Below are 14,356 nucleotides of genomic sequence, written 5' to 3' on the forward strand. Positions count from 1 at the left end.
ACGCTAACGCGAATCACCCACAATTCGCTCGATGAGCAACGGTCGCGAAACGGTGTCGGAATCGGCCCCGATCGACCAGCCTCCGCCGAGGCTCCGCCGCGCAGCATCAAATCTCTCGGGAGTGTCGGTGTGCAGTGTCATCAGCTTCTGTCCGGCGCGGACCACGTCGCCGGGCTTCGCGTGCATCTCGATGCCGGCACCGGCCTGAACGGCTTCGCCCTGTCGTTCGCGTCCGGCTCCGAGCTTCCAGGCCGCGATGCCCACCGCCATGGCGTCGAGTCGGGTCAGCACGCCGTCTCGGTCCGCGGTGACGACGTCGCTGTGCCGGGCCACCGGCAGCGTCGCGTGTGGGTCCCCACCTTGTGCGGCGATCATCGCGCGCCACCGGTCCATGGCCGTGCCGTCGGCCAGTCTGTCTGCGGGGTCGATACCGTCGATCCCAGCCGCGGACAGCATCTCCCGAGCCAGGACCAGGGTCAGCTCGACGACGTCGGACGGCCCGCCGCCTGCCAGCACCTCGACGGATTCACGCACCTCGAGAGCGTTGCCAGCCGTCAATCCCAGCGGGGTGTCCATCCCGGTGATGAGAGCACTTGTACGCACGCCGGCGTCGTTGCCCAACTCGACCATCGTGCGTGCCAACTCTCGAGCGTCGCCGAGGTCCTTCATGAACGCTCCGGAACCGACTTTGACGTCGAGCACCAGGGCGCCGGTTCCCTCGGCAATCTTCTTGCTCATGATCGAACTTGCGATCAGCGGAATGGATTCCACCGTTCCCGTCACGTCGCGCAGCGCGTAGAGCTTCTTGTCGGCGGGGGCCAGGTTCGCTCCGGCAGCGCAGATCACCGCGCCGATTTTCGGGTCCGCGAGAATGTCGACCATCTCCGTCGCCGTGAGCTCGGCTCGCCAACCTGGAATGGCCTCGAGCTTGTCGAGAGTTCCGCCGGTGTGGCCGAGTCCGCGTCCCGACAACTGCGGGACTGCAAGACCACATGCCGCGACGAGGGGCGCGAGCGGAAGGGTGATCTTGTCCCCAACACCACCGGTCGAATGCTTGTCGACGGTGGGCAGCGGCAAGTCCGAAAAGTCCATCCTCCCGCCGGATTCGATCATTGCCTCGGTCCATCGGCCGGTCTCTGCTCGTGACATTCCTCGGAAATAGATCGCCATTGCGAGCGCCGACATCTGCTCGTCGCCGACGACCCCCTCAGTGAACGCCTGAACTATCCAGTCGATCTCGGTTCCCGACAACTCGCGGCCGTCACGCTTGGCGCCGATGATGGAAACTGCGTCAAACATGGCGGAGCCCCTCTGCTTGTTCCGGCCCGAAAGCATCAGGCAACAGCTCGCTCAGCGGCTTGAACCCACTGCTCGTGTCGACAAGCATCTCACCCCCGCCGTGCTCGAGAAGAAGCTGTCTACACCTGCCGCATGGCATCAGAATCGAGCCCTTCGCGTCGCAGCACGTGAAGGCAACCAGCCGCCCGCCCCCGGTGGCGGCTAAGTTACCGACGAGTCCACATTCGGCACACAGGCTCAAACCGTATGAGACATTTTCCACATTGCATCCTGAGACGATCCGACCATCGTCTACCAGGGCAGCTGCACCCACTGCATAGCCCGAGTACGGTGCATAAGCCTGCCGCATGACCACTTGCGCGTTGTGCCGCAACAACTTCCAGTCGATGTCACCCATGGTTCGTTATCCAATCACGCCGACTGAATGGATGCAGAAACCACGCCGAAACCGGCTAGGTGAGATTGGAAAGGCAAACCTTACAAAGAGTTTGGTACGCGTACGAATCCCGCATCTGATTAGTTCCCGGTTTCACATAGGTTTAGAGTCTGAGTCAAGTCGGTTCAGGATCCCGTCGAGCCCGGGCTGAGGTACATCGAAGCTCTCTGCAGGCTCGACGCGTCCACCAATGACGTTGGAGGCACAGCACTCGATGAGTACTACGACTGAAGCCGCTCCTCAGAAGGAGCGCACGAGGTCGCTTTACCGGGGCGACCCCGGAATGTGGTCCTGGGTTCTACACCGGATCACAGGCGTCGCTACTTTCTTCTTCCTATTCGTACACGTTCTCGATACGGCACTCGTTCGGGTCAATCCCGATACGTACGACGCCGTAATCGACACGTACAAGAACCCCCTCGTCGGCCTCATGGAGATCGGCCTCGTCGGCGTAGTCCTCTACCACGCCCTCAACGGCGTGCGCGTGATGTTGGTGGACTTCTGGTCGAAGGGCCCGAAGTACCAGCGCGTCATGCTCTGGACCATTCTGACGATCTGGTTCCTGGTGATGATCCCAGGCGCCGGACGCATCCTCATCAACATGTTTGCGGAGCACTGACATGGCGACTACTCACGGACCCGAAGCCAAGAGCCTGGGCACCTCATACGACCGTCCCGCAAGCCTGGACAACCCGCGGTCCCCGCGCGCGAAGGCTCGGAACAACTTCGAGTTGTACGCATGGCTGTTCATGCGCTTCTCCGGCGTCGCCCTGATCGTTCTGGTCCTGGGCCACATGTTCATCATGCTGATGCTCGACGGTGGCGTTCACCGTCTGAACTTCGCATTCGTCGCAGGTCGCTGGTCCAGCCCGTTCTGGCAGTTCTGGGATCTGACGATGTTGTGGCTGGCACAGCTGCACGGCGGTAACGGCCTGCGCACGGTCATCGCGGACTACTCCCGCAAGGACTCCACGCGCTTCTGGCTGACCACGATCCTCGTTCTCTCGATGATCCTGATCATGGGCCTGGGCACGTACGTCATCTTCACCTTCGACCCCAATATCTCGGCGAGCTAGGGGAGCACAGACTTCATGCAGGAACATCGTTATGACGTGGTCATCGTCGGCGCCGGCGGCGCAGGCATGCGTGCGGCAATCGAAGCTGGCCCCCGTGCCCGCACGGCCGTACTGACCAAGCTCTACCCCACCCGCAGCCACACCGGCGCGGCCCAGGGCGGCATGTGTGCCGCACTGGCGAACGTGGAGGAAGACAACTGGGAGTGGCACACCTTCGACACCGTCAAGGGCGGCGACTACCTCGCCGACCAGGACGCCGTCGAGATCATGGCCAAAGAGGCCATCGACGCGGTGCTCGACCTCGAGAAGATGGGTCTGCCGTTCAACCGCACGCCCGAAGGCAAGATCGACCAGCGTCGATTCGGTGGCCACACACGTGACCACGGCAAGGCACCCGTCCGCCGTGCGTGTTACGCAGCCGACCGCACCGGTCACATGATCCTGCAGACGCTGTACCAGAACTGCGTCAAGCACGACGTCGAGTTCTTCAACGAGTTCTATGCGCTCGACATCGCCATCACCGAGACCGAGGACGGCCCGGTTGCCACCGGTGTCATCTGCTACGAGCTCTCGACCGGCGAGCTGCACATCTTCCACGCCAAGTCGATCATCTTCGCGACCGGCGGCTCGGGACGTATGTACAAGACGACGTCCAACGCGCACACCCTCACCGGTGACGGCATGGGCATCATCTTCCGCAAGGGCCTGCCCCTCGAGGACATGGAGTTCCACCAGTTCCACCCGACAGGACTCGCCGGTCTCGGCATCCTGATCTCGGAAGCCGTCCGTGGTGAAGGTGGCATTCTCCGTAATGCCGACGGCGAGCGCTTCATGGAGCGATACGCCCCCACCATCAAGGACCTCGCTCCGCGTGACATCGTGGCCCGTTCGATGGTCCTCGAGGTTCTGGAGGGCCGCGGCGCCGGCCCGAACAAGGACTACGTCTACATCGACGTGACGCACATCCCCGAGGAAGTTCTCGACGAGAAGCTCCCCGACATCATGGAGTTCTCGCGCACCTATCTCGGCGTGGACCCCGTCAAGGAGCCCGTGCCCGTCTACCCGACGTGCCACTACGTCATGGGCGGTATCCCCACCAAGATCAACGGTGAGGTTCTGCGCAACAACGACGAGGTCGTCAAGGGCCTGTACGCCGCCGGCGAATGTGCCTGCGTTTCCGTGCACGGTGCAAACCGCCTCGGCACCAACTCGCTCCTCGACATCAACGTGTTCGGCCGCCGCGCCGGCATCGCTGCCGCCGAGTACGCGAATTCCACCGAGTTCGTCGACCTGCCGGAAACCCCGGCTGCGATGGTCGAAGACTGGGTCGGCGTCATCCTTTCCGATCACGGCCACGAGCGCGTTGCGGACATCCGCACCGAGCTGCAGCAGTCGATGGACAACAACGCCTCCGTCTTCCGCACCGAAGAGCGCCTCACCCAGGCACTCAAGGATGTGCGTGCTCTCAAGGAGCGCTACAACCACATCACGGTCCAGGACAAGGGCAAGCGCTACAACAGCGACCTGCTCGAGGCCATCGAGCTGGGCTTCCTCCTCGAAATGGCAGAGGTCACCGTCGTCGGCGCCCTCAACCGCAAGGAATCGCGCGGCGGCCACGCTCGTGAGGACTTCCCGGATCGCAACGACGCCGAGTACATGAAGCACACGATGGCGTACAAGGAGGGTGACGGTCTGCTCTCCGACATCCGTCTGGACTACAAGCCGGTGATCCAGACCCGCTACGAGCCGATGGAGCGTAAGTACTGATGTCTGCGCCTGCTGTAGATGCACCCAAACTCCCCGCTGTTCCCGAGGGGGCCGTCATGGTCACTCTCAAGATCGCGCGGATGAACCCCGAATCGGGCGAGGGCCAGCACTGGGACAGTTTCCAGGTCCCGGCACTGCCCACCGACCGTCTGCTCAACCTGCTGCTGTACGTGAAGGGTTACCTCGACGGCACCCTCACGTTCCGTCGCAGCTGCGCACACGGTGTCTGTGGATCGGACGCCATGCGGATCAACGGTGTGAACCGTCTGGCCTGCAAGCTGCTGATGAAGGACATGCTGCCCAAGGACGGCAAGCCGGTCACCATCACGGTCGAGCCCATCAAGGGCCTGCCCGTCGAGAAGGACCTGGTTGTCGACATGGAACCCTTCTTCGACGCATTCCGCGCCGTGAAGCCGTTCCTCATCACCAGTGGCAACGAGCCCACTCGTGAGCGCATCCAGAGCCAGCACGACCGTGCTCGTTTCGACGACACGACGAAGTGCATCCTCTGCGCATGCTGCACCACGTCGTGCCCCGTGTACTGGAGCGACGGCAGCTACTTCGGTCCCGCTGCCATCGTCAACGCACACCGGTTCATCTTCGACAGCCGTGACGAGGCCGCTTCCGAGCGTCTCGACATCCTGAACGACAAGGACGGCGTGTGGCGTTGCCGCACCACGTTCAACTGCACCGACGCATGCCCCCGCGGCATCCAGGTGACAAAGGCAATTCAGGAAGTCAAGCGAGCTCTGCTCTTCGCTCGATAGTCAGGCCTTCGGCCCTGTGCGCGGTTAGGGAGTCTCCGGACTCCTTAACCGCGCCCAGCTATGTCGGGGGCATGTTGAGCGGTGTCACGACTTGAACCGGTGACGTCGTAAAGCCGAAGTGAGCGCCCATGGCGCCGTGTTCTTTCATGACCACCTGACAGGCAGTGCGAACATCCGCCCGCAGATCGTGGTGGAGCACCGCTGATATTCGCCTCTCCCCCAGCAACTTTCGATTGTCACCGTCGAGATCGTGAGCGATGAAGACACTGCACTCCCGGTTCAGTTCTTCGAACGCGTCGACAGTGGCCAGGTTGCCACCACCGATCGAATACACGGCACGGATCTGCGGATCGGATTCGAGTGCCGCTCGCACCAATTTCCTACTCGTCTGATCCAGACCGTCACTGTTCGGAATGTCGATCAAACGGCGATGCGGAGCCGAGACGCGCATAGCGGAGCGAAATCCCATCTCCCGTTCTTCCTCCCCACGGAAGAAGCCGCTACTCATGCTGACCAGCACGTTGCCGTCCCGATCCCCCAGCCACTGATCTATCAAGTACGCGGCGGTGGCTCCGGCGGCTCGGTTGTCGATGCCGATGTAGGCGGCTCGCCTGCTACCGGGAACATCGGTCACCAACGTGACGACCGGAATCTTGGCCGCCACCAACCGGTCGATCGCCGCCACGACTTCCGGAGTGTCGGGAGCCTTGACGATGACTCCGTGGGATCCGCGTCGGCGAATCTTGTCGAGCGTCGACGTCATCGCTTCGACCGAACCGGTTTCACGAAAGTGGAACCGAGAACGAACAACAGCAGGCGCAAGGGTCGGCAGTTCGGCCTCGAGCGCGTCACGGACTGCGTCGGAAAACCTTGCGGGAGTTTGCAACACGACGTCGACGATGAACGTGCGCCCGACCAGTTTCAGTTGCGAGCGTTGACGTTCCAGGTCCGTGATCGCCTGGCGAACCTCCGATCGTGTGCCCTCCCGAACTCCAGGACGGTCGTTGAGCACCCGGTCGACGGTGGCCTCACTCAGGCCCGACTGCTGAGCGATCTCCCGTACTTTGAATCGATGCGCCACAACTACCTCACGATGATGGATATTTGATGGTTTTTCGCTGTTGCTCGAGGTCTTCGTCACAGCCAGACTAAACCCATGACTTCTCCGCCGGGCGTAACCAGGCCCGCACTCCTAGCCGACACCGTCGTACTGGTCAGTGGCGGCTCGCAAGGCGTCGGCGCCGGCGTCGTTCGCGCCGCAGTCCGTGAGGGCGCTCAGGTGGCTTTCACCGGCCGACGCCCGGACGTCGGAAAGGCTCTCGAGGCAGAACTTCCGGGAACCCACTTCATCGAAGCCGATGTGGCGCAGACCGATTCCGCGCTCGCCAGCGTGGCCGAGACGATCTCACACTTCGGCCGCGTGGATGCCCTCGTCAATTCTGCCGGACTCACCTCGCGCGGCACGCTGCTCGACACCACCGAGGAACTCTTCGACCAGCACATCGCGGTGAACCTCCGCGGTCCGTTCTTCACGATGCAGGCAGCCGTCAAGGACATGAGCGAGCGTGCGGTCCCCGGGTCCATCGTCAACATCATCTCCACGTCCGAACTCGGCGGGCAACCGTATCTCGCGCCGTACGTGGCAGCGAAGGCCGGGCTGGCGGGGCTGACCCGCAACGCCGCCCATGCGCATCGCTGGGATCGCATCCGGATCAACGGTCTCGACATCGGGTGGACACAGACCGAGGGAGAAGACCTCTCGCAGAGAGCTTTTCACGACGCCGGTGACCACTGGCAGGAACGTGCGGGCAGCACCCTCCCCATGGGCAAGCTCGGACAGGTCGACGAAATCGCCGACTTCGTCGTCTTCCTGCTCTCCGATCGCAGCGGAGTCGTGACAGGTTCGATTATCGACTGGGACCAGAACGTCTTCGGAGGGCTGGACTGATGGGCGCTCGTATCGGAGTCATCGGCCTCGGACGAATCGGCAGCTACCACGCCCGAAACCTGCTGACGACGGACGGCGTCGACGCACTGGTTGTCACCGACGTCGACGCACGTCGAACCTCGGACGTGGCAAGCGAACTCGACGTGGAGTCCGCTGCCGATCCCGACGCGCTTTTAGCGTCAGGCATCGACGGCGTTCTGATCGCCGCGTCGTCGAGTTCGCACGCCGACCTGATCGAAGCCGCTGTCCGCCGAGACATCCCGACGTTCTGCGAAAAGCCGGTAGCCGACTCGATCGAATCCTCGGTTCGTGTCCTCGCGACTGCCGAGCAGACGTCGGTACCAGTCCAGATCGGATTTCAGCGCCGATTCGACCCGTCATTTGTGGCGGCGTACGACGCAGTTCGATCTGGAGAACTCGGTTGGATCCACACTCTCCGATCGACCACCCTCGACCCCGCTCCCCCGCCGATCTCGTACATCGCACACTCCGGCGGCATCTTCCGCGACTGCTCGATCCACGATTTCGACATCGTCAGGTGGGTCAGCGGCCGCGAAGTCACCACGGTTTTTGCCACCGGCTCGAATCAGGGTGATCGCGGGATCGCCGATGCCGGTGACGTCGACACCGCCGCAACGGTTCTCACTTTCGAAGGCGGAACCATCGCGGTCGTGTCAAATACCCGCTACAACGGCCGCGGCTACGACTGCCGACTCGAGGTACTCGGCTCGGCGGACTCCGTCGTTGCCGGGCTGGACGACCGCTTGCCACTCCGCTCTCTCGACCCCGAAACATCGTTCCCCTCGAAGGAGCCGTACACGTTCTTCATGGACCGCTTCACGTCCGCCTACCGTGCGGAACTCGAAGCATTCCTCGGCGTTGTCGCCGGGCGTCGGGAATCACCGTGCACGCCCACAGATGCGGTCGAGTCGGCGTGGATCTCCGAAGCTGCAACGCACTCTCTGCGCGAGGGTCGGCCCGTCACGATCACCGAAGTCAAAGATCTGTTCCTTCACGACAAGAATGAGGCACACACATGAGCACTCCTCGCATCGCCGGCGCACCGATCTCCTGGGGCGTGTGCGAAGTCCCGGGCTGGGGCTACCAAATCGACCCTGCGCAAGTCCTCCGGGAAATGCGCGAAGTCGGTCTGGCGGCAACGGAAATCGGACCGGAGGGCTTTCTGCCGACAGCACCCGCCGAAATGGCCAAGGTGCTCGCGGATCACGACCTGAGCGCAGTCGGCGGGTTTGCACCAGTACTGCTGCACGATGACGATCATGATCCGGTACCCGGCATCTCCCCCATCCTCGACGGTTTTGTCGCCTCGGGTGCCGAGGTTTTGGTTCTGGCCGCCGCGACGGGTTCCGACGGCTACGATTCACGCCCAGAACTGGACGAGCAGAGTTGGAAAACCCTGCTACACAATCTCGATCGCCTCACCGACGCCGCGGCCGAGCGTGGAATCAGGGCAGTTGTCCACCCTCACGTCGGAACGATGATCGAGCAGCGCGACGAGGTCCTGCGAGTGCTCGACGGCTCGGCCATCCCACTGTGCCTGGACACCGGCCACCTGTTGATCGGCGGCACCGATCCGGTCGACCTGGCGCGTCAAGCTCCCGAGCGCATCACCCACGTGCATCTCAAGGACGTCGACGATGCCCTCGCATCACGCGTTCGCAGTGGTGAGCTCACCTACACCGACGGCGTGAAGGCGGGAATGTACCGTCCACTCGGTGGCGGCGACGTCGACATCGCCGGTGTCACAGCCATATTGCAGCGCCACGGTTTCGACGGGTGGTACGTGCTCGAGCAGGACACCATTCTGGCCGAGGCTCCGTCCGACGAGGGACCGGTGCGCGATGTGCGAGCGAGCGTCGAGTATCTGCGGTCGGTTCTGTGACACCTGCCCCGCTGCGGATAGGCATTCTGGGAGCCTCACGCATCGCCGAGAACGCGATGATCAAACCTGCAACGGCCACCGGGCACCGCCTGGTGGCCGTTGCCGCACGCAGCCCCGAGCGGGCCAGAGCCTATGCAGCCCAGCATGGGATCGAACGGGTGGTCGGTTCGTACGCCGAGCTGATCTCGGATCCGGAGGTGGACGTCGTCTACAACGCGCTGCCCAACAGCCTGCACGGACCGTGGAATCTCGCCGCCGTTCAGGCCGGCAAGCACGTGCTGACGGAGAAACCGTTTTCGAGCAACGCGGTGGAAGCGCGTGCTGTAGCCGAGGCAGCGCGCGTGAGCGGAGTGACGCTGCTCGAGGGGTTCCACTACCTCTTTCATCCGGTGAACCGGCGCCTGCTGGATGTGGTTCGGAGCGGCACAGTCGGCGCGGTCACTCGGGTGGAAACCGTACTGCGGATGCCCAAACCATCCGAGAACGACCCGCGGTGGGAGCTCGCCTTGTCAGGCGGGTCACTGATGGACCTGGGCTGCTACGGGTTACATGCTTCCCGGATGCTGAGTGACGTCTGTGGTGGTGCGCCAGTGGTGACCGGGACCCGCCACGAGGAATACGCTCCGGGGGTCGATTCGTGGTTCGACATCGAACTCGAGTATCCCGGCGGAGCGCGGGCATCCGTTGTGACAACGATGTTGGACGAGCAGTACCACTTCACCTTCCGGGTCTTCGGAACCAACGGAGACGTCCTGGTGCACAACTTCCTCCAGCCGGACGTCGACGACCGTGTCTCCGTCACTGTCCATGGGCGCACGAGTATCGAGCAGCTGGGCACGAAGTCGTCGTACACCTGGCAACTCGAAGCGTTCGCCGATCATCTGTCCGGGGTCTCGGCGCTGCCGATCGGACCGGGCGACGCGGTAGCCAACATGACGATGATCGACGAGGCGTACATGCATTCCGGCCTCGGGGTTCGGCCGACGACCATCCTCTGACGAAACGACTACAGCCTCGGTTCGATTCGAACCGAGGCTGTAGTCGCGAGGTTTTGATCTAGCGGCGAAGCTCGTGGGTCAGTGTCTCGAGCTCGTCACCGCCCGCCATCTCCTTGGTCAGTTCTTCGAGTGAGATGTCGTCGTACTTGGCGTCGAGCTTCTGCCTGCCTCGGTTGAGGAGCACGAAGTGATCGCCGACCATGTACGCGTGGTGCGGATTGTGCGTGATGAAGATGACGCCGAATCCCTGTTCCTTGGCAGCGGTGATGTAGCGCAACACCATTCCCGACTGCTTGACGCCGAGCGCTGCTGTCGGCTCGTCGAGAATCAGCACGCGGGCACCGAAGAAGATGGCGCGGGCGATGGCAACGCACTGACGCTGACCGCCCGAGAGACTACCGATCGGTGCGTCGACGTCAGGCAGTTCGATGCCCATCTTCGACAGTTCCGAAAGAGTCGTCGCGCGCATGGCGTTGGCGTCGAGCGACTTGATCAGACCACCCTTGCGCAGTTCCTGCCCAAGGAAGAAGTTGCGCCACACCGGCATCAACGCAACAACGGCGAGGTCCTGATAGACCGTGGCAATGCCTTTGCCAAGCGCCTCTTTCGGCGAGTGGAACGTTGTCGGTTCGCCGTCGACGAGTAGTTCACCTTCGCTCTGCTGGTGCAGACCGGCGATGATCTTGATCAGCGTGGACTTGCCTGCACCGTTGTCACCGAGCACGCCGGTCACTTCACCCGCACCGACGCGCAGGTTGATTCCCTTGAGCGCGATGATGTTTCCGTATTGCTTACCGACGTCCTTGAGCTCGATCAGTGGCACGTTGCCGCCCGAGTTCGAGAGAGCCGGAACTTCAGCTGTGGTACTCATGTGTCACCTTTTCGCAGCGTAGTTGCGGAATGCGTTGTTGGCGATGACCGCGAACAGCAGCATGGCGCCGAGGAAGAACTTGAACCAGTCCGGGTTCCAGCCTGCGTAGACGATGCCCTGGTTGGTCATACCGAAGATGAATGCGCCGATCGCAGCACCGATCGCGGTTCCGTAACCACCGGTGAGCAGGCAACCGCCGATGACTGCGGCGATGATGTACAGGAACTCGTTACCGACACCCTGACCGGACTGAACGGTGTTGAACGAGAACAGCAGATGCATGCCCACGAACCAGGCAGCAAAGCCGACGGTCATGAACAGACCGATCTTGACTGCGGTCACCGGCACACCGATCGCGCGGGCGCTGTCCTGATTGCCGCCGACCGCGAAGATCCAGTTGCCGATCTTGGTCTTGAACAAAACAAATGTTGCAATCGCGGTGAACAGCAGCCACCACACGACCGTGATCTTGACGGACACCCCGAAGACCGAGAACGACGACGCGAATACCTTTTTCGCAGAATCGAATCCGGCCATGTCGGAGACGCTGGGTGTGGCAACCTGACCACTCACGAGCTTGGTGACGGCCAGGTTGATTCCGGTCAGCATCAGGAACGAGCTCAGGGTGATGAGGAAGCTGGGAATCTTCGTCTTCATGACGAGGTAGCCGTTGAAGAATCCGACTGCGAGCGAAACGACGAGCGCCAGAATCGCACCCACCCACAGATTGAGGTGCAGGTTGTAGGCGATCATCGACGCGGCGAGCGAGGACGTGGTGACTGCGACGCCGGCGGAGAGGTCGAACTCGCCGCCGATCATGAGCAGGGCGACCGCGCAAGCCATGATGCCGATCGTGGAGCTGGAGTAGAGCACTGTCGCAAGCGCTTCCGGCGTACGGAACGGTGCCGCGACGATACAGAAGAAGATGAAGATGGCGATGGCGCCGACAAGTGAACCCATCTCCGGGCGGAGCAGTAGGCGCTGAATGCGCTTTTGCTCCTTCACCCGTTCATCGGTCACGACTTTGTGGGCGGCAAGGTCGAGATCTGCCTGAGTGGACATGATTTCCCTTCCGTGCTGGACAGGCGCACGGAGGGCGGACTCTCAGCCCTCCGTGCGCCTGGATCAGCGAGTTCCGTTCTTGGCGTACTCGGCGACCGAGTCGATGTTGGTGTTGTCGATGAACGCGGGTCCGGTCAGGGTCGGCAAGCCGCCACCGATCACGTTGCCGTTGTTGAGGTAAAGCCACAGCGAATCGATGGCGAGGTAGCCCTGCAGGAAGGGTTGCTGGTCCACTGCCCACTGCACGTCACCGGATTTGATGGCGTCGACGAGCGCCGCGTTGGTGTCGAAGGTGACGACGTTCGCCTTGCTGCCCGCATTGCCGACCGACGTCACGGACGTCAAAGCAAATGGAGCACCGAGTGCGAGAACTCGATCGATTGCCGGGTCCTGTTGAAGTTTCGCGGTGATGGTCGATTCCACCGACGGCATGTCCTTGCCGTTGACGTTGAGAATCTCCGTCGTTCCCTTGAACGACTTCTTCACTCCGGCACAACGTGATTCGAGGCTCACGTTGCCCTGCTCCTGAATGACGCACAACACCTTGGTGGCACCTTCGGTGTTGAGTCGCTCGCCGGCAGCTTCACCGGCAATCGACTCGTCCTGACCGAAGTACTCCTTGACGCCCATGTCCTTCCAGGTCTCGAGGCCCGAGTTGAGGGCGACCACCGGAATGCCCGCAGCGGTGGCACTTTGGACCGCGGCAACCATGGCGTCAGGCTTCGCGAGGGTCACGGCAATCCCGTCGACCTTGCTGTCGATCGCACTCTGAACCAAGTTGGCCTGATTCGGCGCCTCGGGATCGGCGGAGTACCGGAGCTCGATGTTGTCCTTGGCCGCTGCGGTTTCGGCTCCCTTGCGCACCAGATCCCAGAACGTGTCGCCGGGAACTTCGTGAGTGATCATCGCAATGGTGGCGCGGGGCGTGTCCGCCGTACCCGCGCCCATTCCGGATCCGGAGGAATCCGGCTTTCCGCCGGTGCTTGAACAGGCGGCCAGACCCAAGACCACGACTGAGGCTCCGGCCAGTACGGCAACGCTCTTGCGTCCCGTGAGAAACGACATGTGAACTCCCTCTCGACATCAACCAACGGCCCGCGAACGGATGGTGCTCGGTTGTATGTGAAAGATGTAATACCCGTCACAGTCGAATGTCAATAGTTTGTTCTGACATTAGGACTGCTTATCAAAGACCGAACAAACTGATTGAAGTCGAAACTGCAGGTCAATGCCCTGCGGGTCCAGTTGAACCTCGAACCACCAGTTGTGGCTGCGCGACAATGTCCTTGCCCAATGGCCCACTTCCGCCGTCGAGGCGTTCGGAGATCCGCTCCACCGCGGCGCCGCCCAGAAACGCCGTGTCCTGCCCGACGCTGGTCAGATCGATGTGCGCCAAGCCTGCCAATGCACTGTTGTCGAATCCGATCACGGAAACGTCGCCAGGCACCGAGATCCCGGCACGCAGGAAGACGTCGAGAACTCCGAGCGCGCAACGATCGTTGAAAGCGAAGACCGCCCCGGGTAACCCACCCTCGACCATCGACCTGGCGGCAGCTGCGCCGAACTCCTCCGTGAGACCGCCGGGAAGAATTCTCGGCTCCAGACCTGCCGCTCGCATGGCCTTGCGGTAGCCCTGACGCCGTTCCTGGGCGCCAGGGCCTCGCCCGCCGTCGACGTGGGCGATCGAGCGGTGCCCGAGTTCGACAAGGTGATTCACGGCCATCACCGCGCCCGCCTCGTCATCTGTTCGGACAACATCCACGTGCACTGACGACATCTTCCGCGCGATTACGACAACGGGAACCTTGTCGGCCAGGTCGACGATCTCTGCTTCCGGCGCCTGTGAACCCAACAGCAAGATCGCCTCACACCGGTCGTCGAGCAGGGTCCGCGTTGCACGAGAATCCGGCCGTCGCTCCGAGACCGCACTGAGGACGACGTCGTAGCGCGACCGTTCGGCGGCCACATAGATTTCGTCGAGCAGCTCCGCGTGAAATGTTTGCGCCGCAACGTAACTGACACCGATCAGGCGGCTGCGATGTTGGCGCAGCAGTCGCGCCGCGTTGTCGGGTCGATAGCCGAGTTCGTCCGCGGCCGCCTTGACCCGTACCCGCGTCGCATCGCTGGCACCTGGGACATCACGAATGACGATGGACACCAGAGCGCGTGACACACCGGCCAGGTCTGCTACGTCTTGCAAGGTGGGGCGTCGACTGTTCACCTCCACAG

General features: G+C 62.5%; 15 protein-coding genes. 8 read left to right on the top strand and 7 right to left on the bottom strand.

What is annotated here, in order from left to right:
- Positions 1 to 3: 3 nt before the first annotated feature.
- Together EEB12_RS05310 and EEB12_RS05315 are read right to left on the bottom strand one after the other, a co-directional pair.
- Complete coding sequence (locus EEB12_RS05310; RefSeq protein ID WP_019747694.1) at positions 4 to 1,299, bottom strand: thymidine phosphorylase; 1,296 nt, start codon at positions 1,297 to 1,299, stop codon at positions 4 to 6.
- Positions 1,292 to 1,696 (bottom strand): cytidine deaminase, encoded by a 405-nt coding sequence (locus tag EEB12_RS05315; RefSeq protein ID WP_019747693.1) that lies wholly within the window; start codon positions 1,694 to 1,696, stop codon positions 1,292 to 1,294. The genes EEB12_RS05310 and EEB12_RS05315 overlap by 8 nt, the downstream gene beginning before the upstream one ends.
- 253 nt (positions 1,697 to 1,949) lie before the next feature.
- Between EEB12_RS05315 and sdhC the strand changes: the two genes are divergently transcribed.
- Genes sdhC through EEB12_RS05335 form a run of 4 tightly spaced genes read left to right on the top strand, consistent with a single transcriptional unit; the run spans position 1,950 to position 5,345 of the window.
- A complete protein-coding gene (gene sdhC / locus EEB12_RS05320; protein ID WP_020969155.1) occupies positions 1,950 to 2,354 on the top strand; it encodes a succinate dehydrogenase, cytochrome b556 subunit in 405 nt (134 codons plus the stop codon).
- Between the two features lies 1 nt (position 2,355).
- Positions 2,356 to 2,811 (top strand): succinate dehydrogenase hydrophobic membrane anchor subunit, encoded by a 456-nt coding sequence (locus tag EEB12_RS05325; protein ID WP_003940699.1) that lies wholly within the window; start codon positions 2,356 to 2,358, stop codon positions 2,809 to 2,811.
- 15 nt (positions 2,812 to 2,826) lie between these two features.
- Positions 2,827 to 4,578 (top strand): succinate dehydrogenase flavoprotein subunit, encoded by a 1,752-nt coding sequence (gene sdhA / locus EEB12_RS05330; RefSeq protein WP_019747692.1) that lies wholly within the window; start codon positions 2,827 to 2,829, stop codon positions 4,576 to 4,578.
- Positions 4,578 to 5,345 carry a succinate dehydrogenase iron-sulfur subunit gene (locus tag EEB12_RS05335; protein WP_003940925.1) on the top strand — a complete coding sequence of 256 codons (768 nt, stop codon included), beginning with the start codon at positions 4,578 to 4,580 and terminating at the stop codon, positions 5,343 to 5,345. The genes sdhA and EEB12_RS05335 overlap by 1 nt, the downstream gene beginning before the upstream one ends.
- Before the next feature lie 58 nt (positions 5,346 to 5,403).
- Here the strand turns inward: EEB12_RS05335 and EEB12_RS05340 are convergent, their stop codons facing one another.
- Entirely contained in the window at positions 5,404 to 6,426 is a 1,023-nt protein-coding gene (locus EEB12_RS05340; RefSeq protein WP_064443402.1) for a LacI family DNA-binding transcriptional regulator, read from the bottom strand.
- A 75-nt stretch (positions 6,427 to 6,501) separates the two neighbouring features.
- On the opposite strand from EEB12_RS05340, the gene EEB12_RS05345 reads away from it, so the two are divergent.
- The 4 genes from EEB12_RS05345 to EEB12_RS05360 are packed head-to-tail and all read left to right on the top strand — an operon-like array spanning position 6,502 to position 10,194.
- Positions 6,502 to 7,293: an SDR family oxidoreductase gene (locus EEB12_RS05345; protein ID WP_141487478.1), complete on the top strand. Its 792-nt coding sequence runs from the start codon at positions 6,502 to 6,504 to the stop codon at positions 7,291 to 7,293.
- Positions 7,293 to 8,333 (top strand): Gfo/Idh/MocA family oxidoreductase, encoded by a 1,041-nt coding sequence (locus EEB12_RS05350; protein ID WP_080909718.1) that lies wholly within the window; start codon positions 7,293 to 7,295, stop codon positions 8,331 to 8,333. The genes EEB12_RS05345 and EEB12_RS05350 overlap by 1 nt, the downstream gene beginning before the upstream one ends.
- Positions 8,330 to 9,196 carry a TIM barrel protein gene (locus EEB12_RS05355; RefSeq protein ID WP_141487479.1) on the top strand — a complete coding sequence of 289 codons (867 nt, stop codon included), beginning with the start codon at positions 8,330 to 8,332 and terminating at the stop codon, positions 9,194 to 9,196. The genes EEB12_RS05350 and EEB12_RS05355 overlap by 4 nt, the downstream gene beginning before the upstream one ends.
- On the top strand, positions 9,193 to 10,194 hold the full coding sequence (locus tag EEB12_RS05360; protein WP_141487480.1) for a Gfo/Idh/MocA family protein: 1,002 nt from the start codon (positions 9,193 to 9,195) through the stop codon (positions 10,192 to 10,194). Before EEB12_RS05355 ends, EEB12_RS05360 begins: the two co-directional genes overlap by 4 nt.
- Before the next feature lie 58 nt (positions 10,195 to 10,252).
- Here EEB12_RS05360 and EEB12_RS05365 read toward each other — a convergent pair whose 3' ends face one another.
- From EEB12_RS05365 to EEB12_RS05380, 4 genes are all read right to left on the bottom strand, one after another.
- Complete coding sequence (locus EEB12_RS05365) at positions 10,253 to 11,065, bottom strand: ATP-binding cassette domain-containing protein (RefSeq protein WP_007727336.1); 813 nt, start codon at positions 11,063 to 11,065, stop codon at positions 10,253 to 10,255.
- A 3-nt stretch (positions 11,066 to 11,068) separates the two neighbouring features.
- Positions 11,069 to 12,127, bottom strand: coding sequence for an ABC transporter permease (locus tag EEB12_RS05370; RefSeq protein WP_003940759.1), 1,059 nt, complete (start codon positions 12,125 to 12,127; stop codon positions 11,069 to 11,071).
- Positions 12,128 to 12,190: 63 nt separating this feature from the next.
- Positions 12,191 to 13,192: a substrate-binding domain-containing protein gene (locus EEB12_RS05375; protein WP_141487481.1), complete on the bottom strand. Its 1,002-nt coding sequence runs from the start codon at positions 13,190 to 13,192 to the stop codon at positions 12,191 to 12,193.
- A 160-nt stretch (positions 13,193 to 13,352) separates the two neighbouring features.
- Entirely contained in the window at positions 13,353 to 14,354 is a 1,002-nt protein-coding gene (locus EEB12_RS05380) for a LacI family DNA-binding transcriptional regulator (RefSeq protein ID WP_019747686.1), read from the bottom strand.
- Between the last annotated feature and the right edge of the window lie 2 nt (positions 14,355 to 14,356).

The organism is Rhodococcus sp. WS1, assembly GCF_003797745.1.
Lineage (GTDB): Bacteria > Actinomycetota > Actinomycetes > Mycobacteriales > Mycobacteriaceae > Rhodococcus_F > Rhodococcus_F erythropolis.